General features: G+C 39.6%; 20 protein-coding genes. 14 read left to right on the forward strand and 6 right to left on the reverse strand.

Translation table 11 applies throughout. The annotated features are described in order from the left end of the window. Positions 1–4 precede the first annotated feature (4 nt). Complete coding sequence (locus PAT01_RS03125; protein WP_004586437.1) at positions 5–307, reverse strand: isoamylase early set domain-containing protein; 303 nt, start codon at positions 305–307, stop codon at positions 5–7. A 373-nt stretch (positions 308–680) separates the two neighbouring features. On the opposite strand from PAT01_RS03125, the gene PAT01_RS03130 reads away from it, so the two are divergent. Further along, positions 681–1613: a hypothetical protein gene (locus PAT01_RS03130; protein ID WP_054981905.1), complete on the forward strand. Its 933-nt coding sequence runs from the start codon at positions 681–683 to the stop codon at positions 1611–1613. A 53-nt stretch (positions 1614–1666) separates the two neighbouring features. On the opposite strand, the gene PAT01_RS03135 is transcribed toward PAT01_RS03130, so the two are convergent. Continuing rightward, complete coding sequence (locus PAT01_RS03135) at positions 1667–2839, reverse strand: cellulose-binding family II protein (protein WP_154944709.1); 1173 nt, start codon at positions 2837–2839, stop codon at positions 1667–1669. A gap of 128 nt (positions 2840–2967) precedes the next feature. Further along, the gene (locus tag PAT01_RS03140; RefSeq protein WP_004586440.1) at positions 2968–3396 is read right to left on the reverse strand and encodes an Lrp/AsnC family transcriptional regulator; all 429 of its coding nucleotides are present in this window, start codon (positions 3394–3396) and stop codon (positions 2968–2970) included. A gap of 182 nt (positions 3397–3578) precedes the next feature. Between PAT01_RS03140 and PAT01_RS03145 the strand changes: the two genes are divergently transcribed. The 6 genes from PAT01_RS03145 to PAT01_RS03170 all read left to right on the forward strand — a co-directional run bounded on the left by PAT01_RS03145 (position 3579) and on the right by PAT01_RS03170 (position 10597). Then, positions 3579–4784, forward strand: coding sequence for an aspartate aminotransferase family protein (locus PAT01_RS03145; protein WP_029774471.1), 1206 nt, complete (start codon positions 3579–3581; stop codon positions 4782–4784). Positions 4785–4829: 45 nt separating this feature from the next. After that, the gene (astA, locus tag PAT01_RS03150) at positions 4830–5864 is read left to right on the forward strand and encodes an arginine N-succinyltransferase (RefSeq protein WP_154944711.1); all 1035 of its coding nucleotides are present in this window, start codon (positions 4830–4832) and stop codon (positions 5862–5864) included. Positions 5865–5871: 7 nt separating this feature from the next. Beyond that, entirely contained in the window at positions 5872–7338 is a 1467-nt protein-coding gene (gene astD, locus PAT01_RS03155; protein ID WP_154944713.1) for a succinylglutamate-semialdehyde dehydrogenase, read from the forward strand. A gap of 27 nt (positions 7339–7365) precedes the next feature. After that, complete coding sequence (locus tag PAT01_RS03160; protein WP_096042953.1) at positions 7366–8169, forward strand: DUF1338 domain-containing protein; 804 nt, start codon at positions 7366–7368, stop codon at positions 8167–8169. Between the two features lie 56 nt (positions 8170–8225). Beyond that, positions 8226–9080, forward strand: coding sequence for a transporter substrate-binding domain-containing protein (locus PAT01_RS03165; RefSeq protein WP_085065560.1), 855 nt, complete (start codon positions 8226–8228; stop codon positions 9078–9080). A 293-nt stretch (positions 9081–9373) separates the two neighbouring features. Next, on the forward strand, positions 9374–10597 hold the full coding sequence (locus PAT01_RS03170; protein ID WP_154944715.1) for a type III PLP-dependent enzyme: 1224 nt from the start codon (positions 9374–9376) through the stop codon (positions 10595–10597). 159 nt (positions 10598–10756) lie between these two features. On the opposite strand, the gene PAT01_RS03175 is transcribed toward PAT01_RS03170, so the two are convergent. Continuing rightward, positions 10757–12037 (reverse strand): flavohemoglobin expression-modulating QEGLA motif protein, encoded by a 1281-nt coding sequence (locus tag PAT01_RS03175; RefSeq protein ID WP_154944717.1) that lies wholly within the window; start codon positions 12035–12037, stop codon positions 10757–10759. A gap of 146 nt (positions 12038–12183) precedes the next feature. Here PAT01_RS03175 and PAT01_RS03180 point away from each other — a divergent pair, with 146 nt between their 5' ends. From PAT01_RS03180 to PAT01_RS03210, 7 genes are all read left to right on the forward strand, one after another. Continuing rightward, complete coding sequence (locus PAT01_RS03180; protein WP_024031788.1) at positions 12184–12441, forward strand: DUF3081 domain-containing protein; 258 nt, start codon at positions 12184–12186, stop codon at positions 12439–12441. Further along, positions 12441–12746 carry a hypothetical protein gene (locus PAT01_RS03185; protein WP_154944719.1) on the forward strand — a complete coding sequence of 102 codons (306 nt, stop codon included), beginning with the start codon at positions 12441–12443 and terminating at the stop codon, positions 12744–12746. The genes PAT01_RS03180 and PAT01_RS03185 overlap by 1 nt, the downstream gene beginning before the upstream one ends. A 413-nt stretch (positions 12747–13159) precedes the next feature. Then, complete coding sequence (betI, locus tag PAT01_RS03190; protein ID WP_024031790.1) at positions 13160–13735, forward strand: transcriptional regulator BetI; 576 nt, start codon at positions 13160–13162, stop codon at positions 13733–13735. Between the two features lies 1 nt (position 13736). Beyond that, positions 13737–15200 carry a betaine-aldehyde dehydrogenase gene (gene betB, locus PAT01_RS03195; protein ID WP_154944721.1) on the forward strand — a complete coding sequence of 488 codons (1464 nt, stop codon included), beginning with the start codon at positions 13737–13739 and terminating at the stop codon, positions 15198–15200. Between the two features lie 10 nt (positions 15201–15210). After that, positions 15211–16878: a choline dehydrogenase gene (gene betA / locus PAT01_RS03200; protein WP_154944723.1), complete on the forward strand. Its 1668-nt coding sequence runs from the start codon at positions 15211–15213 to the stop codon at positions 16876–16878. Positions 16879–17024: 146 nt separating this feature from the next. Further along, entirely contained in the window at positions 17025–18242 is a 1218-nt protein-coding gene (locus PAT01_RS03205) for a BCCT family transporter (protein WP_004586453.1), read from the forward strand. A gap of 9 nt (positions 18243–18251) precedes the next feature. Then, positions 18252–18953, forward strand: a complete 702-nt coding sequence (locus tag PAT01_RS03210) for a TorF family putative porin (RefSeq protein WP_054981895.1) — start codon at positions 18252–18254, stop codon at positions 18951–18953. Between the two features lie 263 nt (positions 18954–19216). Here the strand turns inward: PAT01_RS03210 and PAT01_RS03215 are convergent, their stop codons facing one another. Together PAT01_RS03215 and PAT01_RS03220 are read right to left on the reverse strand one after the other, a co-directional pair. Continuing rightward, positions 19217–21124 (reverse strand): putative bifunctional diguanylate cyclase/phosphodiesterase, encoded by a 1908-nt coding sequence (locus PAT01_RS03215; RefSeq protein ID WP_154944725.1) that lies wholly within the window; start codon positions 21122–21124, stop codon positions 19217–19219. Between the two features lie 223 nt (positions 21125–21347). Next, positions 21348–23594 (reverse strand): carbohydrate binding family 9 domain-containing protein, encoded by a 2247-nt coding sequence (locus PAT01_RS03220; RefSeq protein ID WP_154944727.1) that lies wholly within the window; start codon positions 23592–23594, stop codon positions 21348–21350. Positions 23595–23723 lie beyond the last annotated feature (129 nt).

Consider the following 23723-nt stretch of genomic DNA (forward strand, 5'->3'; position numbering starts at 1 on the left):
CGCCTTAATTTATGCGTTGAGTGTTCACTATGCTATTTTCTGTGCCAAATGTATTAGGTAGGTAGTCATCTGCTTGGTGGTCGTTATCCCAAATATCACCATTAATTAAATAACGAAAATGAAACTGCTGATCAACTGGCAAGCGTTGCTTACATTTAAATACCCCTTCTTTTTTATTAAGCTTCATAGGCACCGGCTGCCAATCGGTAAATTCGCCAAGTAAACTTACTTGCTCTGCATCAGGGTGGGTAAACTCAAAGGTAACTTCAGCTTCATTTTTTGTTTTAAAAAAACGTTTATTCAACATAGTAGGCTCCAACTAAACCAAAATGGGTACTTAATCTTTGCCACAGGGCCGATACAACACTTTAAAGGGCGATGTGGGGTGCATTTAAACATCATTAAACGCGGGTAATTTAAACAAATTTTTATTTACGCATTATTACAGTGCAAAAAAGTTTTTAGCTGCACATATAAGGTGCGATTACGATAAAAATTTTCGCTTATTAATGACAAACTAATGTACAGCAAGTATTAAACCAACTTAATCATTTTTCATTATTAATATATTGAGTAAAAAATCGTATAAAGGTTCACACTAACCTATAAAATTCTTTCGTTATCAGTGTGCTTAAGTAATAATACACAGCATCTTACGTCTCTGAAATACCAAAAATTTCATGTTGAAAAAAAGCATTTTATTTACTACGGTAATTGTATTTATTGCACTTGCCTCCTTTGTAAGCCTTTCTATATATACCCTTTATAGTAAAAAGCAATTATCAGTAGACCCTAAATTAAAAGAAATTTCAGGCATTGAGTTTGATAAAAAAAAGCGTTTGTGGGCGATTAATGATGGCGGTGACGACCCAAAACTTTATCGCCTGGGCGAAGATGGCGCTATTGAAAAAGAAATCCTTGTTACGAATGCTAAAAATATAGACTGGGAAGACATGACGCAAAATAAATTTGGTCATTTTTTCTTAGGTGATTTTGGCAATAATAAAAACGACAGAAAGTGGTTAACTATCTATAAAATAGAAAACCCAATAGACATAAAAACAGAGACCACCGAAGCCGAAATTATTAAGTTTACCTATCCTGAAATGGACGGCACTCCCATTACGCCTAATAAACGCAACTTTGATTTAGAAGCCTTTGTAGAATACAAACGCCATTTATATTTATTTACCAAAAATAGAACCGAACCTTTCGATGGCATAACCAATGTTTATAAAGTGGGCGATCATGCAGCCAATTTTGATGCACAGTTAATTGATTCATTTAAAACTTGCACAACTTTAGAAAAACTCTGTTGGATCACATCCGCTGCTCTTAGCCCTGACAGGACTAAACTTGTGTTGCTTGATTCTACAAGTATTTGGCTGTTCGAAAACTTTAAAGGCGACAAGTTTTTTTCTGGTGATGTGTCTCGAATCGATTTAGGTATTGTTACGCAAAAAGAAGCGATCACCTTTTATGATGATAATACGCTTATTTTTACCGATGAAGAATTTAAAGGGCTGGTAGGAGGAAATGCTTACGTTATTAAATTAAACGAAGCACAAAAAACCGTTATCAGACAAGCGCCAAAGACTGCCGTAAATAAATAGCTACACAAAATTTTGCTATACACGCGGGCTTTAATAAGACGCTGCTCACGCTATTAATTTAATGCGTTGTTATTAAATGAGTGCAGCGCTTTTTCTACATCGACCCCCATAATAATAACGCCAATATGATCGCCCTTGGCATTTTTTATCGGTAGACTTAATTGCACCTGAAAATGATGTGTTGAAGCATCATATTCAACACTGTCAAAGCGATACACTAAAGACTGCTGGTATACGAGGCTAAATTTATTCTCATCCCCTTGCCAATAATCACTGGTGATTTTGCTTATAGCCACATTTTTACCTTGCTTATCTGTCACTATAATTTCGGTAATTATGCCTTTGAACTGCCTTTGCCATTGTTTTAAATATAATGAAGCATCAGTAAATAGCATATTTTTAGCTAAATCATGTTGATGTGTTTTAACTTCTTTTATCCAAAGCTCGTCAGCGAGTTTAAGCGCTTTGTTAGTCAGCTTTATATGGTTACTTTGCGCCACGGCATCGATAATTATGGGCTGTGAAATTAACGCCTTTATTGGCTCTAACAACGTATTTAGTATTTGTACTTGTTCGCCCTGTGATAAATAAAACGGTGCAGGGGCACATTGAGGAATCGTTTCGTCGAATTTTTCTAAAAAAGAAGGGTGCGAATTAATAAGCTTATTAGCAGCAAAAACCCCTAATGGCACATAACGATAAAATGAGCGCGGGTAGGCAGATGCGTCAATACCTAAGCGATCGGCAGCATTATTAAAATCATCTAAATCAAGTAATACTTTGTCTACTCTATGATGGTGAAGTACGTTTACTATTTCTTCTAGCGAGTTTACTTCAACTAACGAGGTAATATTTTGCGTTTTAAACCAATTAGCCTGATAACTGCCATGGACCACGCCATAACGTAATTTTTTCGGGTCTTTATTAACGCTATCGGGATGAGTAAACCAGTACCAATTTTCTAGGTAAATAGGTGACGACAACTTACCATACTGGCTCATCTCAGAGGTTAAATGCGTTGTAAAATACCCATCCAACCTATCTTGTTTTACCTCGCGACGAGCCCTCAGCCAAGGTAACGATTGCAACTCAAATGGCATGTCCATATTGTGTAAAATGCATTGCACTTGGTTAACCGCATTATCTGGTGTTGTAAGCGATACATTGGTACCAAATTTTAAGGGTTCAGTTAAAGTTAAAAGTGCAAAAAATAACGTTGTGGGCATAATCCATTGCTAAATAATTGTGTTAATTACAATAAGTATAGTAAGGCTTTACCAAAATACCTAACTTCGATAAAATTAAATATTAAGTTAAATCAATAGGTAACCTTTCGCTTTAGTAACACTTAACTTTAACGCTTAAATTTTGTTTCTAAAATCACTGACGACGTTGTGCGCTCTACCCCATCTAAATTACCTATATCATCAAGTAAATGGCTTAGCTTTTCTAAGTTTTGCGCTTGCACTACGGCAATTAAATCAAACTCCCCACTTATGGCATAAAGCTGGGAAATAGCATCAATCTGTTTAAGTTCTAAATTGGTTTTAGTGGTGAGTTTTTGCATCACCTTTATAGATACATGAGCCGAGACCATACTGGTCAAATAGTCTTCACCGTAATCTACGCTATAGCCTTTTATAACTCCTGTTTCTTCAAGTTTTAACATACGGCTTTGCACGGTAGAGCGCGATAAATTAAGCATGCGTGCCAAGTCAGAAATACTGGCTCTTGCATTGGTTTTTAAAATTGAAAGTAGCTTTTCGTCTTGTGGAGTTATCATATTGCTTATTAATTTCGTTATTTTGACTTTTATTGTAATCATTTTTCACAAAATAGCACTGCAAATTTAACCTACAACCTTCGATAATAGTGCTTAATAACAAAAATTACCTAGCTGAGAAAACGCTAACGTTTTTATTTTGCTAATCTTTATTCAATATTCACAATTTTTAGGTGTACATAATGCAAGTAACAAGAGACTTATTTAACGATGTAATGGTGCCAAACTACAATCCGTCGGCAGTTATTCCAGTGCGCGGCGAAGGCTCACGTGTGTGGGATCAAAATAACAATGAGTTTATTGATTTTGCAGGCGGTATTGCCGTTAATTGTTTAGGCCACTGTCACCCAGCGCTTGTATCTGCTTTAAAAGAGCAAGGCGAGAAAATTTGGCACTTATCAAATGTGATGACTAATGAGCCAGCCCTGCGTTTAGCACAAAAAATGGTTGAAGCGACATTTGCAGATAAAGTGTATTTTGCAAACTCAGGCGCAGAAGCCAACGAAGCGGCTCTTAAGCTTGCTCGTCGTTTTGCACTTGACGAACACGGCGAAGAAAAATCACAAATAATTGCCTTTAACAAAGGATTTCACGGCCGTACATTTTTTACAGTAACGGTGGGCGGACAAGCTGCTTACTCTGATGGCTTTGGCCCTAAACCTGGCGACATTATGCATTGTGATTATAACGATATTGCAGCATTTGAAGCACTTATTAGCGATAAAACATGTGCCGTAATGATGGAGCCACTACAAGGTGAAGGCGGCATTATTTCACCTACCGACGAATTTGCTAAAAAAGTACGCGAGTTATGTACTAAGCACAATGCACTGCTAATTTTTGATGAAGTACAAACAGGCGTTGGCCGCACTGGCGATTTATACGCTTACGAAGGTTTAGGTGTAGTGCCCGATATTTTAACGACAGCTAAAGCGTTAGGCGGTGGTTTTCCTATTGGCGCTATGATCACTCGTACTCATATAGCAGAGCACTTAAAAGTAGGTACGCATGGCTCTACGTACGGTGGTAACCCACTTGCCTGTGCAGTAGCAGAAGCTGCATTTGACACCGTAAACACACCGGATGTACTCAACGGCGTTAAAGAGCGTGAACAACTATTTCGCGATGGTTTAAATGCAATAAACGAAAAATACAACGTATTTAGTGAAGTACGTGGTAAAGGTTTACTTATTGGTGCGGTATTAAACGATAAATTTGAAGGCCGCGCACGTGACTTTTTAGTTGCCAGTGCTAACAATGGTTTAATGAACCTTGTTGCAGGCATGAATGTTATTCGTTTTACCCCTTCTTTAGTTATTCCATTTGAAGATATTAAAGAAGGCCTAGCACGCTTTGAAAAAGCAGTAAGCGACGTAGTAAATGGCTAATTTAATTAAGCGCGCCTTAGGGCGCGCTGTTGGAGCAAGTAATAAATGCAAGTATTACGTCCTATTACCACTGAAGACTTTGCTGCACTTAAGCAAATTGCGATTGAATCGGGCCATGGGTTTACCTCACTTCCGGTGGACGATCAGCAATTAAAAGACAAAATAGACCGCGCCGAGAAAAGCTTTGCTAAAAATATCAATCAGCCGTTAGATGAAAGCTACCTATTTGTTTTAGAAGACAGTGAAACAGGTGAGGTTATTGGCACAACCGCCATAGAAGCCGCTGTTGGCTTATCGGTGCCGCTTTATCATTACCATTTAGGTAAAACAGTACACCACTCGCCTACACTTAATGTTTATAACACCGTTGATATTTTAAGCATGTGTAACGATTACACCGGATGCTCTGAAATATGTACTTTGTTTTTGCGCGAAAACAGCCGTAAAGGCTTAACCGGGCGCTTTTTATCACGCTCACGCTTTTTATTTATGGCGCAGCACAGCGAACGCTTTGCCGATACCGTGATTGCTGAAATGCGCGGCGTAAGTGACGAAGATGGTCATTCACCGTTTTGGCAATGGCTGCAAGAGCACTTTTTTAGTATTGAGTTTCCCAAGGCCGATCATTTAGTAGGGCTTGGCGATAAAGTGTTTATTAGTGAGTTAATGCCTAAATACCCTATTTACGTCAATCTACTAAGTAAAAAAGCCCAAGCAGTGATTGGCAACGTGCATGAAAAAACTAAACCGGCACTTAAACTGCTCGAAAAAGAAGGTTTTGAGCACCGTGGCTATGTTGATTTGTTTGATGCAGGCCCAACGGTAGAAGCCAAGCTTGGTAATATTCGCAGTATTCGTGAATCTCAAGTATGCCCTATTACTATTGGCGAGCTGGAACATATTAGCCAGCACAGCTCAGATACTTTAGCCGTTTGTAATCAAGGTGTAAGTGGGTTTAGAGCAACCTTTACCCAGCACGCCCACTATAACCACGCTAAGCACACATTAGTAATAAGCCAAGAAGTGGCTGATGCCCTTAATTTATCCCAAGGAGATGCAGCGCGTTTTTTCCGCCTGTAAAACAAATATGAACACACACCTTATAAATAACCAATGGCATTCAGGCCAAGGCCCCGCTTTTAGCTCTGTTAATCCGAGTAACGGCGAAGTTGTATGGCAAGGTAATGGCGCAACAGCTGATCAAGTAGATGCTGCAATCAATGCAGCTAGAGCCGCACAAGTACAATGGGCAGATACGCCAATTGAGTCGCGTATAACCATACTTGAAAACTTTGTAGCACAATTAAAAGAGCACAGCGAAGAATTTGCAGCCATTATAGCGCGCGAAACCGGCAAGCCTCTTTGGGAAACACGCACAGAAGTAGGCGCTATGACAGGTAAAGTGGCCATTTCGATTAAAGCGTACAACGAGCGTACCGGCACCACTGAAAACCCAATGCCGGGTGCTAAAGCCTTTATACGCCATAAACCACACGGTGTTGTGGCTATATTTGGCCCGTATAACTTTCCTGGGCATTTACCTAATGGCCATATTGTACCGGCTATTTTAGCGGGTAACACCGTGGTATTTAAACCGTCTGAGCTAACCCCTCACGTTGCTGAATTTACTTTATCACTTTGGTTAAAAGCAGGCTTACCAGCAGGTGTTATTAACCTAGTGCAAGGTGAAGTTGAAACAGGTAAAGCACTTGCTTCGCATCAAAACATAGACGGCTTATTTTTTACCGGCAGCTCAAACACCGGCCATTTATTACATAAACAGTTTGCAGGCCACCCAGGTAAAATATTAGCGCTTGAAATGGGCGGTAATAACCCTTTAATCGTTAAAAATGTAGCCGATGTAAGCGCTGCAGTGCACGATATTATTCAATCGGGCTTTATTACTTCTGGCCAGCGCTGTACTTGTGCACGCCGCGTGTTTATTGAAAAATCGCTCAATGGCGATGCTATTTTAGAAAAACTTGTTAGCGCAACTAAAAACATTGTTGTTGATGACAGCTTTGCAAGCGATCAACCATTTATGGGTGCCATGATCAGCGAAAAAGCCGCCTTAGGCATGGTTGCAGCGCAAAAAGAATTAGTTGCAAGTGGTGGCGAAATACTTGTTGAGCTTAAGCAGCTAAAAGCAGGCACTGGGTTTGTAAGCCCAGGTATTATTGATGTAACTAACATTACCAACATGGCCGATGAAGAACACTTTGGCCCGCTCATTAAAGTGTATCGCTACAACGACTTTGACAGCGCAATAGCAGAGGCTAATAACACCAGCTTTGGTTTATCTGCAGGCTTACTTGGCGATAACGAAGATGATTACAGCCACTTTTTAAAGCGCATTCGTGCCGGCATTGTCAACTGGAACCGCCCTATTACGGGTGCCTCTAGTGCAGCACCGTTTGGTGGCATAGGCGCAAGTGGTAACCACCGAGCCAGTGCGTATTATGCCGCTGATTATTGTGCCTACCCTGTAGCATCAGTTGAGGCCGATAAGGTAAACCTGCCACAAACTTTAGCGCCAGGCTTAGTAATTGAATAAGTGAATAACCCAATTTAAGGATTTAACATGCACACTAACGTAAATACATTATTTGAAAACCTATGGGATAACTATTTAGCCGTTACCCCCTCGGCAGATAAAATTCATGATTTATTAGGCTCAACGCAAAAAGATGACATTATTAACGACCATATTGCGCTGCGGACCTTTAATATTGAAAAAGTAGGCCTAGAAAAACTAGCCGCGCACTTTTTAGCACTTGGTTATACAGAGTGTGGTGAATACCACTTTGAAGCTAAAAAGCTCTATGCTAAACACTACGAGCATAGCGATCCTAAGCAACCTAAAGTATTTATTTCTGAGCTATTAGTTGAAAAGTGTTCACCAGAGTTACAAGCCATTGTGACAGATATGGTAGAGCAAATAGATGAAAACGCAGTAACTGCCGATAACTTTTTATACTCAGGTACCCATTGGCAAGTAAGTAGCGACACATACAAGCAGTTACTTGCTGAAAGTGAGTACGCAGCGTGGATGTCGGCATGGGGCTACCGTGCAAACCACTTTACTGTAAATATTAATATGCTTGCTAAGTTTGATAATATTCAGGATGTTAACCAAGCACTTAAAGACGCAGGCTTCGCCCTAAATACATCAGGCGGCGAAGTAAAAGGCTCACCAGAGGTATTATTAGAGCAATCATCAACCCTTGCAGATGAGTATGCTGTCACCTTTAGCGACGGCGAACTGCGCATCCCTAGCTGTTTTTATGAGTTTGCCATTAGATACCCTAAAGCCAATGGCGAGCTTTACACGGGGTTTGTTGCAGCCTCTGCTGATAAAATCTTTGAAAGCACTAACGCGCGTTAAAAATAAAACATGCCTTAATGTTTTAACTTAAAAAAAGCCCGTTTGGGCTTTTTTTTATGACAAAAATATTTAGAACATTTACACTAAGTTTTATGCCTGTATTTACTAAATTTTTGATTATCTTGCATGTACTGCTTATATCATCATTGAGCCATGCAAATGAACCACTTACATTACTCTCTAGAGCGAATGCGTCTACTGATGGCTTTTTAAACTCAGATAAAACGTTCGAAAGCCTGCTCAATCATACAATTAATACTAAATTGCAGTGGACCAACCAAGCTCGTTTAATCAAGCGGCTTATGGGTAATGAAGCAGTGTGCAGCTACGATATAATAAAAACGCCCGAGCGTGAAAAACATATTTTGTTCTCAAATATACCAACTACTATTTACGAGCAACGAAAAATATACGCATTTAAACGCACCTTACAAAACTTTCCTGAACGAGTCTCTGTTGCTCAACTACTAGAAAAAGACTTTACCCTTGCCGTAGACTCAGGAACGAGTTATCAAAAACTTGAGCCTGTTTTAACAAAGTATAATGAGCAAATTGCAGCAATAAGCTCAGAAGATACCAGCTCTCAACTACCTCAACTTCTCATCCATAATAGAATAGACATGATTGTCGATTACGAGGTTAACGTACTTGGTGCACTCACCAGTGAGCAACTAAAACAAATAGATAGTCGTGAAATAGCTGAATTTCCAGAATTTGTTAATGGCTACTTTGCATGTAGTAAGTCAGAGCTTGGCGAAAAAGTAATAAAAACCATCAATATTTTAATGAACACCCCCGAAATTTACGACCGCTTACAAAAAAGTTTACAACAAGCCTATAGTGCTGATACATCCAGCGCTATGATGCTTGCTTACTCTCAAGAGCACGTATACTTAACCTCTGATGAGTAAAATAAATCGTCAAGATAAACTCCATAAATCAAAGTAAGCTACTGATTTTAATAACAAATAAATTATTTTAAATTTATTTAAAATTTTTATTGCGCTGGATAAAAACCTACATTATTATCTCGCCGCTTCTTGATGATAGCCAATCCGAGTACATTACAAACCCCGTTTGTAGCAAGGCGATAGAGCAACTATCCAAGAGTGAATTTGACTGTGCGTTTGCACTATTGATCTCACTCAACTGACTCGTGGATACACCATACCCGAGCAGTTGCTTAATTGACTCGGAAAATAAAATGGCTTTATCAACACAACAACAAGACACCGTAACTAAAGTACCTGCAGCAGCGGTTGCTGCAAATCAAGCAATTGATTACGCGCAACCGAGTATTGCCCACATTGAACAACTTGCTTCACAATTTGGCGCACCTCTAATGGTGCTTGACTGCGACGCTATACGCCGTCAATACCGTGCACTTAAACATGCACTGCCTGGCGTTGTGTTACATTTTGCTTTAAAGCCTTTACCGCATGCTGCTGTCGTGCGCACTTTGTTAGATGAAGGCGCAAGCTTTGATTTAGCAACCAGTGGCGAAGTTGACTTAGTAGCAAGCCAAGGCGTACCAAGCGAGCGTACAATTCACACGCACCCAATAAAGCGCGACAGTGACATTCGCGACGCACTTGCCTACGGCTGTACAGTGTTTGTGGTGGATAACATTAACGAGCTTGAAAAATTTATTGCCTATAAAGATCAAGCCGAAATTTTAGTGCGTTTAAGCTTTCGTAATAAAGATGCATTTGCTGATTTATCTAAAAAGTTTGGCTGCAGCCCAGAGGCGGCAATCGACATTATTAGCCTTGCCCAGCAACTTGGTATTCGTATTAAAGGGTTATCGTTTCATGTTGGCTCGCAATCACCTAACCCAACTAAATACGTTGAAGCGATAAATGCATCTGCAAAAGTGGTTAAACAGGTGGCTGAGTTAGGCTTACCAGCACTTAGTACGCTCGATATTGGTGGTGGGTTTCCTGTGCCGTACAGCGCAGATGTGCTACCAATTGATGTATTTTGCGCACCTATTAATATCGCGTTGGCACAATTACCAGAAACAATGCAAATTATTGCTGAACCTGGCCGTTTTATTGTAGCAAGTAGTGTAACCAGTGTTGCCTCTGTAATGGGACAAGCCACGCGCGAAGGTAAAACATGGTACTACTTAGATGATGGCGTTTATGGCTCTTTTAGCGGTTTAATGTTTGATGAAGCAGCCTACCCTATCGATAGTGCAAAACAAGATGGCGAGCGTTTTGAGTCGGTACTTGCAGGCCCAACATGCGACAGTATAGATGTAATAAGTGATTCAATTATGCTGCCAAAACTAAACAATGGCGATTTAATTATTAGCCGTATGATGGGTGCCTACACACTTGCTACAGCAACCGACTTTAACTTTTTTAAACGTGCTGAGGTCGTTGTATTAAACGAGCAAATGCACAGCCAAGTATTAACAGGTTAAGAAAATAAGTTCCTCGCTATAGGTACGCTGGCTTGTACCTATACATTTCAACGCAGTTGCTCATTCCAACTGCGTTTTTTTATTGCGTTAAATAACTGGGGCTTGTTTACCTTTTTACTCAACAGAGCAGGCTCTAATAAAAGCAACCTGCGCTACTTATTACAAAAATAATGGTTTATAGTCGTTTTCTAACTGTTCAAACGATAAGTCACCTATAAATTTGCCAAAGCTTAGCCACGTTGCTAAACCTCGTAAATCTTTAAAATGTGGTGGTACAAATTTTGGGCTTTCTATTACACCTAAACTATGTAATTGCGATATAAGTCTAAAATCATCAATCGATATTTTTCCGACCAACAATAATGGCAGCTGATCAATGCGCCCAAGCTGTATAGCAACACGAATTAAGTTATATACCAGCACAAATCCTTTAATGTAAGCAATATCCTTAGTAAAAGGTAAGCCTGTTGCCGTGCTGCCTCTAAATACACGTTGTGCTAACGTATAGCTTTCATCTTTTGAAAGCCCTTGCGCTAAGTAGTCACGGTATATATCAACAAACTCTGCACCATCAATCACTTTAGTAACTGCTTGAATACGATTTACTAACTTTGATAAACGCCTAGGCGTTGATTTAAGGGTAATTATTTCTGTTAAAACAGCTAAGCCTTCTTGAGTCACTGTTGAGCTTGGCGTCCCTTTACTTAAACAGGTTAAATAAGGCTGAGCTAGCCCGTTTTGCGTTGTACCTACGTGTATCCACCCTTCGTGCACTTCTAAAATATCAAGCTCACGCTGGGAGAATTTAACATCTTGATTTAGCTTAATGTTATTTGCACCTGCAGCAGCATCACTGACAATCCCATCGCTGAGCATAACCTCTACATTAATACCCGCCATACTGCTATTTATTTGCTCAGACAGAATACGCACGGCATCACTTGCATTAATATTTTTAGGATCATCAGGCAAAATATCGGCTATTAATAAGTTTTGCAGTGGTATTTCTAACATATTGGCAAGTTCGAACAGTGAAGGTTCACCTGCATGAAATAAATCTTTTGGATGACCAAAAAGCTCTACCGACAAATCATGAAACTCAGGCGTTCCTCTATACTCAAGCATACTGAGCACCGTTTTATACTCACTACACATTTTACCCATGTATTGAGAAATAGGATTTAGCTGACCTAACTGGTTAATAATATTGCGATGCAAGTTAGAAAACGCTTGGCGTAATTCGCTGGGGACAAATCCTAAATCTCGTTGCTGGTAATAGGCGCTATCGATTAGCGGATTTTTTTGGCACTTTTGCCTAAAAAACGTCTCTTTGATTTGTTTATCCCAGTTAATGGCATCGAGTATTCTAATGGGTGTTTGTAAAGCAATTAATTGCTCTGACAGTTCGCGAGTTTTAAGGAGTAAAGCCTTGTCTATCATGGTGTAAGCTCAACAAAAAATGAGGCTTGAGCATAAGGTAAAACCAGTTAATAGCAAGATTATTTTAGCGCTTATTAGGCATTGTTTTTACGGTGATCGACCCTCATATATAAAACGTAATAGCTTTAAACAATAAAGGGTTAATGATGAAAAACGAACTCGATAACAAGCAGATCCTCTCTGTATACGAACGTATTCAGCAGCGCGGTAAACAAAATGATATTGGTAAACATTATCAAGGTGTTACGGCTTACTCTGACATTGACGGCTACACTATTTACTTAGAAGGTAGCGGCGTATTATTGCGCTTTGGGTTTCATAATGCTTATCACCTAGATTATGAGCATGACAAACATAAAGACGACTTTTTAAAAAAACTATACAACATTGCTAATGAGGAATAATGCAGCCAAGACGCATTCGTAAACGCACCACAAACACGCAAACCACCTCGTTTATAAACCAGGTCATTACTGAGCTGCAAGCGCACCCAGAAAAGCTGGAGATAATCCGTCGAAACCTAAATGAATACCGCGAACAGACTCACCTTAAACGCGGTTTTTTGCTGGCTATTGAACGCTTTGACTGGGTGTTTGAGGCCAGTAATGATGTTAATTTTATATGCCAACAAATCTTAGCCGATGATTACATAGGTAATCGCCTTAGACGCTACCCGCTATTATTTAAAGGCGTTATTAATAGCGCCTAATTTACACGCCTTTTTTAACCTTAACCCTCCTCTTATAGCCATTACACACTGCTACTTTATTAATTAGTACACTAATTAAACATGTGAAATGGTTTCGTTTGCTTATTTAAAATACCCTTCGTACTCTAACTATTACCATTCTAACGAATATTTATCTTTTTTATTACTCATACCCCGTAAACAAATCCTTACTATTTTTAGCGTTTAAAAATTTAAATATAACTCACTGAATATAAACAATTTTATTAATCAAGACCTGCATATGGCACTACTACAAATTAACCCGTTTTTATTAATAATCCATCTACATCTTGGTATCTGGTTGTTTACTTGCGCCTTGAATTGTTAGAGCTATTACATTAAGCTTATCTTTATTGAACGTTCAATTAATAAAAATTATGCCTAAAGTAGGAATGGAACCTGTCAGGCGTCAGCAGCTAATTGACGCGACCATTGAGTCAGTTGCACAGCGCGGTTTGCAAGGAACAACCATTAACACCATCAGTAAAAATGCGGGTTTATCATCTGGCATTATTAGCCATTACTTTGGTGGCAAGCAGGGGTTAATAGAGGCAACCGTTAGGTATTTGTTATCGAATTTAAAAAATGAATTAATTGAAAAAGTTGAGCCAACCACCAGCGCAATTGAGCGTTTGATGTTTATTGTTGAGGCCAACTTTGCACTTGTTCAACAGCGCAATGACACCACGCGAACGTGGTTAAGTTTTTGGGCGCAGTCAATGCACGATCAAGAGCTGCACAGGCTGCAAAATGTAAACAGTAATCGCTTGCAAAGTAATTTAGCATTTTCTTTTAAGCAACTAATGCCCGTAAAGCAAGCAAAACAAGCTGCAGAACTTAGCGCCGCCATGATTGATGGCCTATGGTTAAGAGCAGTATTAAGTCAATCTGACGAAAACCAATTTAAACACAGTGAAACATTAGCAAAAAGCTATGTACATTCACTCATCAAGCAATATGGAGCCTAGCGTGACTACACCTGTCTATCAAAACTTTATAAACGGCCACTTCCTTGCAAACCAAAGTGGTGAAACTTTTGATGTAAAAAACCCAGCCACAGATGAAGTTATTTACTCGGTAGAAGTTGCCGACGAATTTATTCAAAACGCGGCTATCGAAAGTGCAAAACAAGGCTTTGCTCAATGGTCAAAAATGAGCCCAATAGAACGTAGCCGTATTTTATTAAAAGCGGTTGCTTTATTACGTGAGCGTAATGACGAGCTTGCCTTAGTTGAAGTGCTTGATACAGGTAAACCAATGCAAGAAGCTAACTGCGTTGATATAGAAACAGGCGCAGATGTAATTGAATACTTTGCAGGCCTAGCACCAGCGCAAGTTGGCCAGCAGCAAATGGTTGGCGAAGACTTTTACTATACCCGCAAAGAGCCACTAGGCATTTGTGCCGGTATTGGCGCGTGGAACTACCCGCTGCAAATTGCATGTTGGAAATCGGGCCCGGCCCTTGCCGCAGGTAATGCGTTTATTTTTAAACCTTCTGAAGAAACCCCTTTAGGTGCTATTAAACTAGCTGAAGTTTTTGTTGAAGCAGGCGTACCTGCCGGCGTATTTAACGTTGTGCAAGGTGCGGGTGATGTAGGTCAGTGGTTAACCTCTCACAGTGAAATAGACAAAGTGTCGTTCACTGGTGAAGTAGGCACAGGTAAAAAAGTAGTGGCAAGCGCTGCCGGTACATTAAAAGACGTAACAATGGAATTAGGTGGTAAATCACCTTTATTAGTGTTTGAAGATGCCAATATTGAGCAAGCAGTCAGTGCAGCCATGCTAGGTAACTTTTATACGCAAGGCGAAATTTGTACTAACTGTACCCGTATTTATGTTCATAAAAATGTATATCAACAATTTATTGATGAGCTTAAAACACGTACTGAGCAGAATATTATTGCCGGCGACCCACAAGATTTAAATACTAACTTTGGGGCATTAATTTCTAAAAAGCATCAAGAATTGGTAATGAGCTACATAGAAAGTGGCTTAGCCGAAGGTGCAACACTACTTACTGGCGGTACAACTCTTTCTCCTGAATCAGCGCCTAATGGCTACTTTGTAGCACCTACAGTATTTACCGATTGCAACGATGAAATGACTATTGTTAAAGAAGAAATTTTTGGCCCAGTTATGAGCGTGCTTGTTTTTGAAGACGAAGACGATGTTATCGCCCGTGCAAATGGTACACACCTTGGCTTAGCCGCAGGCGTATTTACTAGCGATATTAAACGTGCGCACCGTGTTATTCACCAATTAGAAGCCGGTATTTGTTGGATTAATGCTTACGGTAATTCACCTGCTGAAATGCCTGTTGGTGGTTACAAGCAATCAGGTATTGGCCGTGAAAATGGCATAGAAACGCTTGATCATTACACGCAAACTAAGTCTATTTATGTGGGCATGGCCGACATAGAAAGCCCGTTTTAAGGTGGCAACTATGAGTAACACTTACGACTATATTATTGTTGGCGCCGGTTCTGCAGGTTGTGTACTTGCAAATCGCTTATCTGAAGATACAAACAATAAAGTGCTATTGCTAGAAACCGGTGGTAGCGATAAAAGTATATTTATAAAAATGCCAACGGCGCTCTCTATTCCTATGAATACAGATAAATACGCATGGCAATTTCACACTCAGCCAGAGCCGTATTTAGATAACCGAGAAATGCACTGCCCACGCGGTAAAGTGTTAGGCGGTTCGTCATCAATTAATGGCATGGTATATGTTCGCGGCCACGCGAAAGATTTTGACGAGTGGCAACAACACGGTGCTAACGGCTGGGATTATCAGTCGTGCTTACCTTACTTTAAAAAAGCAGAAAGCTTTTATTTAGGTGAAAATGCGCACCGTGGTGGCACAGGCCCGCTTGGCGTTAATAACGGTAACGAAATGCAAAACCCGCTTTACACCACCTTTATTAAAGCAGGCGTAGAAGCAGGGTATGCACACACAGACGACTACAACGCAGCTCAGCAAGAAGGCTTTGGCCCGATGCACATGACTGTTAAAGACGGTGTGCGCAGTTCGGCCTCGCGCGAGTATTTAGACCCAGTAAAATCACGCAGTAACCTAACAGTTATTACAGGTGCTTTAGCACAAAAAGTGATTTTAGAAGGCAAAAAAGCCACAGGCATTGAGTACACAGTAAATGGCACTCTTAAAACGGCGCATGCTACTAAAGACGTTGTATTAAGTGCAGGTCCAATTGGCTCACCTCATATTTTACAGCTTTCGGGGATTGGCGATAAAGCCATACTTGAAGAAGCCGGTGTTGAGGTAAAACATCACTTACCAGGCGTTGGTCAAAACTTGCAAGATCACCTTGAGTTTTACTTTCAGTACAAGTGTAAACAACCTATTACCTTAAACGGTAAATTAGGTCTTATTTCAAAAGGCTTAATTGGCGCTAAATGGCTACTGACCCGAAAAGGCTTAGGTGCAACAAACCACTTTGAGTCGTGTGCGTTTATTCGCTCAAAACCAGACGTTGAATGGCCAGATATTCAGTACCACTTTTTACCAGCGGCGATGCGCTACGATGGGCGCAGTGCATTTGCGGGCCATGGTTTTCAGGTACATGTAGGCCATAACAAACCTAAAAGCCGTGGTAGTGTCACTATTCAATCAGCTAATCCTGAGCAACCGCCGAAAATTTTATTTAACTACTTGCAGCATAAAGACGATATTGAAGGCTTTAGAGCGTGTGTGCGCCTCACTCGCGACATTATTGAGCAAAGCGCATTTGATGACTACCGCAATGAAGAAATTCAACCAGGTAAGCACATTCAAACCGACGAAGAAATAGATGCCTTTGTACGCCAAGCAGTAGAAAGTGCCTATCACCCGTCTTGTTCTTGCAAAATGGGCGAAGATGACATGGCCGTGGTTAATTCTAATACCCAAGTACACGGTATTGAAGGGCTGCGTGTTGTTGACTCGTCAATCTTCCCTACGGTGCCAAATGGCAACTTAAATGCCCCTACAATTATGGTTGCAGAAAAAGCAGCTGATCTAATTTTAGGTAAAACCCCACTTACACAGGCATCGGTAAACGTTGCCATGAGCAGTAATTGGCAAACAACGCAACGTAATAGCGAGATTTAATTAAGCCATAACGTGCCTAACACTATGTAGGGCACGTTCAACTTGCAGTGGCTCACGGCGTAAATTGGTTACGCGGTGTTTATGCAAGCAATAAAACAAAAACGGAGAACTTATGAGTTACTTTTATTCATTTTGGGAGGGCGATAATGACTATATGGCTTAGTGCTGGCATTATATTTACGCTACTTGCAGTTATCACTATTTTATTTAAATGGGGTAACGTACGCGTAGTAGGCGTAACACCAGTGAGAACGTTTACCTTTATCGCAATCTTATTTACCTCAGGCCTAGACGTTGGCCTAATCATGTTTCCATTAACCGAATTTGCAGGTTATGCAGACATAAAAGCAAGCCCAGAATACGCGTTTGCAAACCCACTGGCTATTGAGTTTGGCTATTGGGGATTCTTGATCTGGGGATTTTACTTTCTTACGTGCTTTTATTTCTGCGTAATAGAGCCCAAAGTTAAATTTTTCGAAATTTCATGGGTTAAGTTCATTAATAACGTGGTTATTATTGGCACATGTGCCTTTACGGCTTACCTACTGCTTTCTAACTTACCCTGGTACTTACCAGAGCTAGGCGATGGTTCGAGCGTTATACCTACCTTCTACTTTATTGTATTTGCAGCTATTTGCTTTGCTGTGTACTCAAGTACAGATATTAAATACGTGCGCTTTTTAAGTATTTCTACAACGTGGTTATTTATCGCATTAATTGCCTTTATGTGGGCAGGTGCCTTTGTCGTTGGAGACAGCGAAATGTCGGCATTTACCAATAACCTTGCTGAAATTGGTACTTACTTTGCCAATATAAATCAGTTTGTTTTACCGCTTAATGACTACCATGAATTTTATCTATTTTGGTGGTTTGCGTGGAGCATTATGATTGGCCAATTTACGTCTCGCTTTGTAGGCGGCCTTAAAACATACCAAGTATTAGGTGCAATGTTGATATTTCCATCTATTCCGATTGCGATTTGGTTTAGCGTACTTTATCACTACCACGAAATGGGTATTTCAACAGCGGGTATTAAAAACTTTGCCATGGTATTTGTTGGGATAGTGTTTGTTATTAATTCGCTTGATTCATTAATACGCTTATACACAGATAACCTTAACTTAACGGTTAAACGTTTAGGTAAAATGAACTATATGATACTCAATATTGTTGCCCTTTCGTTACTAACCCTATTGTTTAAGCTTGAGTTTTTACAAATTCAATGGGTTGGCGCGTTAGTAATTGCACTGTTTTTTGGCTGTGCTGCGTTTATTGGCTACAGCAAATTTAAAACGGTTAACAATATAGACAGTTCGCCAAAAGCAAACAAAATAGATTACACAAAAATAGAAACTGTACATTAGGGATCAACAATGAATAACAAACTAAAACAACTAGCCGTAGCGCTACCTTTCGCACTTTTATCAACTACGGTGTCAGCTAACTGGTCAACAACCATTACAGCAGCATCTGACTATACTTTTAACGGTGTAACACAAACTGATAGCGACCCTGCAATTCAAGCAAGCCTTGATTACGCGTTCGACAGCGGTGTGTATGCGGGTGCATGGGCATCTAATGTAGATTTTGGTGATGACACTGATTTTGAACTTGATGCCTACCTAGGTAAATACGTGCAATTAACTGACACGGTTAGCGCTGATTACGGTATTGCTTATTACACATACCAAGGTAATAACAGCGATGGTAACTACGCCGAAGCCTACACAAAATTTGGCTATGCAAGTGAGTATGGTCAAACAGAGCTAAACTTTTGGTATAGCTGGGATTACTTTGGTACAGGCGCTGGCCATGTTATTTCTATGATTGCCCACACCTTTGAAATTGCCCCGAATCATGCAATTCGTGCAAGCTTTGATATTTCTAATTCGCTTGATGGCGAAAAATGGGCATGGGATGTAAACCAAAAGAAATCATACAAACATTACCGCCTAGCGTACCAAACTAGCTACGAAGGCTTTGGCATAGAGATTGCTGCTGAAGACACAAGCCTAGATTACGATTACGCTGATGAGCGTATAGTACTTGCTATATCACGCACATTCGATTTATAAAATTGTAGTTGTTAGATTCTACAAACAAAAATGCCACTTTTAAAAGTGGCATTTTTTTTACTAAATTTTAAGGCTGTAGTCCTAAAGAACTTAGTTTTATTTAGGGGCAATTAAGCACAATATAGGGTTTAACATTTCGTGGCCTGAATAGCTGCACCAGTGAATGCTCAAGTTAATCGCTATCGGTAGTGGCAATTTAATACCATAGCCTTAGCCTAAAACCCTACATAAGCTATTAAATTACCTATAATAATATACAGGCTCTAACCTTCTATTTCCCAGGCGCTGGTACCCGCTGCAGATAAGTTAGCGGTATTTTTACGTAAAACTTTGTTACCCACATTGATGGATGATTGAGGGCGACTAACCAAATAGCCTTGTACAGAGCTTACTCCCATGCGTTTTACAAGTTCAAACTGCTCGATTTCTTCTACGCCCTCTGCCACTATTTTAAGTCCTAACTTTTGACCTAATTCGCTAATCGTATTAAGGATGTCATTGTACTTTGGACTTTTATCGGCTTGAGAGATAAACGAGCGATCTATTTTTATTACATCAATGGGCAAATCAGCCAATGTGCTTAATGAGCTAAAGCCAGTACCAAAATCGTCAATAGCAATTGTCACACCTTCTGCACGAAGCCGCTCAAGCTCTTCAATCATACTTTTACTGGCTTTAATAAACGTAGACTCAGTTATTTCTAGCATTAAAGAATGCGATGGTAGCCCTGTGTTTTTTAGGTTTTTCATTATCCAATCGTACACTGAGCGGTGTTTTAGTTGCACACCCGATACATTAACCGAAATTTTTACTTTGCGCATACCGGCATTATGCCATGCCGCCATTTGCCTACACGACTCATGCATAATCCAATCGCCGAGCTCTAAAATAAGGTTAGACTCTTCGGCAATAGGTATAAACTCCGCCGGTGAAATCATCCCTTCTATAGGGTGATCCCAGCGTGTAAGCGCTTCAAAATAATCTATCATGCAATCTTCTACATGCACGATAGGTTGAAAAGATAAGTAAAAGTCTTTACACGCAACCGCTAAACGCAACTCTTCTAATAAATAGTGATAGCGGCGCATTTTATTACCCATCTCTGGGGAGTACACTTTAAAAATGCCTTTACCATCGCTTTTTGCACGGTACATTGCCACATCGGCCAATTGCAATAATGCTTGTGGGGTTGATGCGCTCTCTGGGTACGCCGCTATACCAATACTGGCGCTAATTTTTATTATTTTATTACCTAGTACAAAGTCTTTTTCAAGTTCACTGAGTACGTGCTTAGCAATATCGACCACTTTATTATCGGTATCTACCGACTCAATAAAAATTGAAAATTCGTCACCGCCTAAACGAGATAAATTTTGCTCTAACTGATTCGCCTCGTTAATATTACTTAACTTATGATGGCGTAATACGTTGGCTAAGCGCGTAGCAACCTGTACCAAAATTTCATCACCAAAGCTGTGGCCAAACGAGTCATTTACCTGTTTAAACCCATCTAGGTCAATAAACAATAAGGCGCATTTAAGCTGCTCTTCGTCAGTAAAATTTATTTGCCTATCTATATGCTCAATATAAGCATGGCGGTCAATGAGCAAGGTTAGTTTATCTTGGCAGATACTTGTTTGTGTTTGCTTTAAATAATTAGCAACATGGGTATTTAAATTGTTTATTGACTGGCTTAAATTGCCCAGCCCTGACGGGTTGTCGTGTTGGGGTTGTAGGTTAAAGGCAACAAGCAATTGATTAGCGTTGTTATTCAGTTGTGCAATTTGATGCTGATAAGAGATTTTTTTACGCTCTTTACGAATAATTGTAAAGCCAACAAACAATACCATACACACCAATATAAAGTTTATTGGCGACGTTAGCGTCATTAAAATAAGCTTTGTTGCGTTTGCAGCGATAAATTCCGTGTCGGTAGTTTTAACTAACAAAAAATCGGCAGAAGGCTGGTGTATTAAATAGTGCCCATTGAGCATAGGGTTATACCAAGGCGCCATTTCGAGCGTTGTATCTACAATATCAAAGTGGCGTAAATCTATATCAGGGTTGAATAAATTAATGCGGTTAATCTGGTTTGTTAGTTCGATGTTTAAACAAAAGCAAAACAAGATAAATACAAAAAAAATGCCGCCTAAGGGTTTAAATTTATTCATCAACAAAATCCATCTAAATTACTTATCCTATAAACCCGTTACTAAAGGACGATTATATCGCCTGTTTTTAGTACTAAGCAAGCCATAGCACAGTCCTTATTCATTAAAATTTTTAGAACTGTACTCAAAAAGAATAAATTAATGCTTAATAATTAACTAATTATAGAGTGTGATGAATAAAAATAAACCACTTTGTTAAAGTTACATATTTTGGCTTAACAACTTATAGCTGCCATGCATAGCTCACTTTTGTAAAAAATGTACGTTGATCTCTCTCAACGTGTTTTAGAAAATCGTCTTGATAGCTTTTATCTGAGTAGCCTAAATAAAATAATGTTTGAGCATTAATTTTGTACGAGTAAACTAATTGGCTGCCATAGTCTTTATTAATGTGGCTAACTTGGTAGTAGTAGGCGTCTTTATTTCTATCAACGTCTTCAAATTGCAATATAAGCTTGAGCATAGCGCGCATGCTAAATTTATAATAAAGCCTAAAATCTAATAAGTTAGCAGTATAAACTCGCTCCCCTTGAGGGTTATCTAAAACGCTGTAGTTATGCGTAGCGTCTACTTGCCAATGATCGTTTATATCCCACGTAACTTGCGTTTGCGTAGCATACGAATCGCCAATTTGCTCATTGGCGTAATCAATGCGGCTGCCATACTCACCATAAAACGAAAGCCATATATTATTTTTAGGTTTAAAGCCCGTATAAACAAAGCCAATATTTTGATTATAAAAAGCATCATTATAGTTTTCATAACGATGCAGTAAGCCAATTTCAAAAATAGACTGCTTTTGCCCTTTTAATGTTATAAACCCTTGGTATTCTTCTTCAAGTAGGTCGCCATTTTGCGCCCATGTTTTATCCCAATCAGCCTCATAAGACCATGACGTTAATAAACCAGATTCATCTGCATACCAGGTTTGTCCGCCCCCAAAGCCTACGTTCTCATAATCTACTTTTTCTTGATAACCTAAGTCAGTGCGATAGTCTTTACCTATGTTTTCGTAGCTGGCAAACAAATTGTAGTCACGTTTATCACGGGTAAACTCTATAGCGTACGCTTCATCAGATTGAGTTTTAGATAAGTTATAGTTACTTGTTAAAAAATCAGAGTTTTTAGAATCTGTTGTAGCTACCTGGTAGGTCAGCAGATCTGATTGATTAAACCAATAGCTGCCATCGACAGAAAGCACTGTATTGTAGTAATCATCGCTTTCGCGGAGGGTCGTACTTAGCCCTATAGTGCCTTGTTGGCCAATATCGTATTGATAACGCGCCGCTGCTGCATGGGTTTTATCCTCTAAAATTGCAAAACCAGAGCCTTGATTTGTTGGCAATAAAATATTGCTATTATTGTCATCGGCATACATAAATGCATAGCTATGTTGCCCTGTTTTACCTGTTAATTTTGCCCCTACTTCAGGCTCTGCAATAGTGCGGGTATACAATAGTTCAAATAAACTGCTTTTAAAGTAAGATGCGCCATCTAAAAAAAATGGTCGCTTTTCTGCATAATAAATTGAGTACGTGGTATTTACATCAAGGGCTAACGCATCACTTTCTATTTGCGAAAAATCTGGGTTTATAGTGGCATTAATTACCGCATCTTGTGTAACCCCCCAGCGTAAATCAAGGCCAGCTTCGGTGTCTATATCACCATTATCCCACTGTCCTGGCAAGGTAGCTTTTGAATCATTTCTGAGCGCCGTAAGTGTTGGCGTTAGTTGCAGATTTTTACTGGCTTTTATATTTTTAAAACCATTTAATTTATCAAACTGACATAAACTGCATTTTATATCTCGGTCAAACCCCATATTTGAAAGCTGATACAGTACATCACGTTGGTAATTTCGCATAAGGGCAAAGCCCCATGTTAAATCTGTTTTATTTTCAGGAAATCTTAGCGCTTTAAAAGGTATACGCATTTCAACCACAAACCCTTGGTCGGTAATTTGCCCTGCGCTATCCCATATTGCATCCCAAGACGGGTCTGATTGCCAGCCATCGGTGTCACTCATCCGCGTATCACCTTGCGCACCCAATGGATTTACATAAAATTCGTAAGCTGAACGTTCGTCGTTAAAAGTGTCAATAATTAAAATAACCGTATCATCTTGCCAAAGCGTATCTCTGTCACGTAGAGAAGCTGTTATTTCGCTCGGCTGTGGATCTTCGGCTACAAAAGCAACATATAAGTTGCTGCCATCTTCATACATGTAAGCATCAGTTTTAACCGGTGGGGCGCCCTTTTCGTTAGGCTCATCTTGAAATGCTATAGGAACTAAAGTGGCATTTTGCCAGTGGGGCTCATCAAGTACGCCATCTACAGTAATATCTGCATTTATATGTTCAAGAGAATGCTGCTGTTTTTCACTGGCGTAAAGGTGGTTAGAAAATAAAAGTGCTAATAAGAAGGGGAATAAAGCACTGCATTGTTTTTTTATAATTATTAAGTACTGCATAAACATCCATTTAGACGTGTTTACCCTTAAAAGGTAAACTTATTTATGCAGTGTAATTTAAGTCAGTACATTTGTTAATAGTTTGATACTAAAAACAATGGCTTTTTTAACTAATTAATATTAAAGGCT

The organism is Pseudoalteromonas atlantica, from assembly GCA_007988745.1.
GTDB lineage: Bacteria > Pseudomonadota > Gammaproteobacteria > Enterobacterales > Alteromonadaceae > Pseudoalteromonas > Pseudoalteromonas atlantica.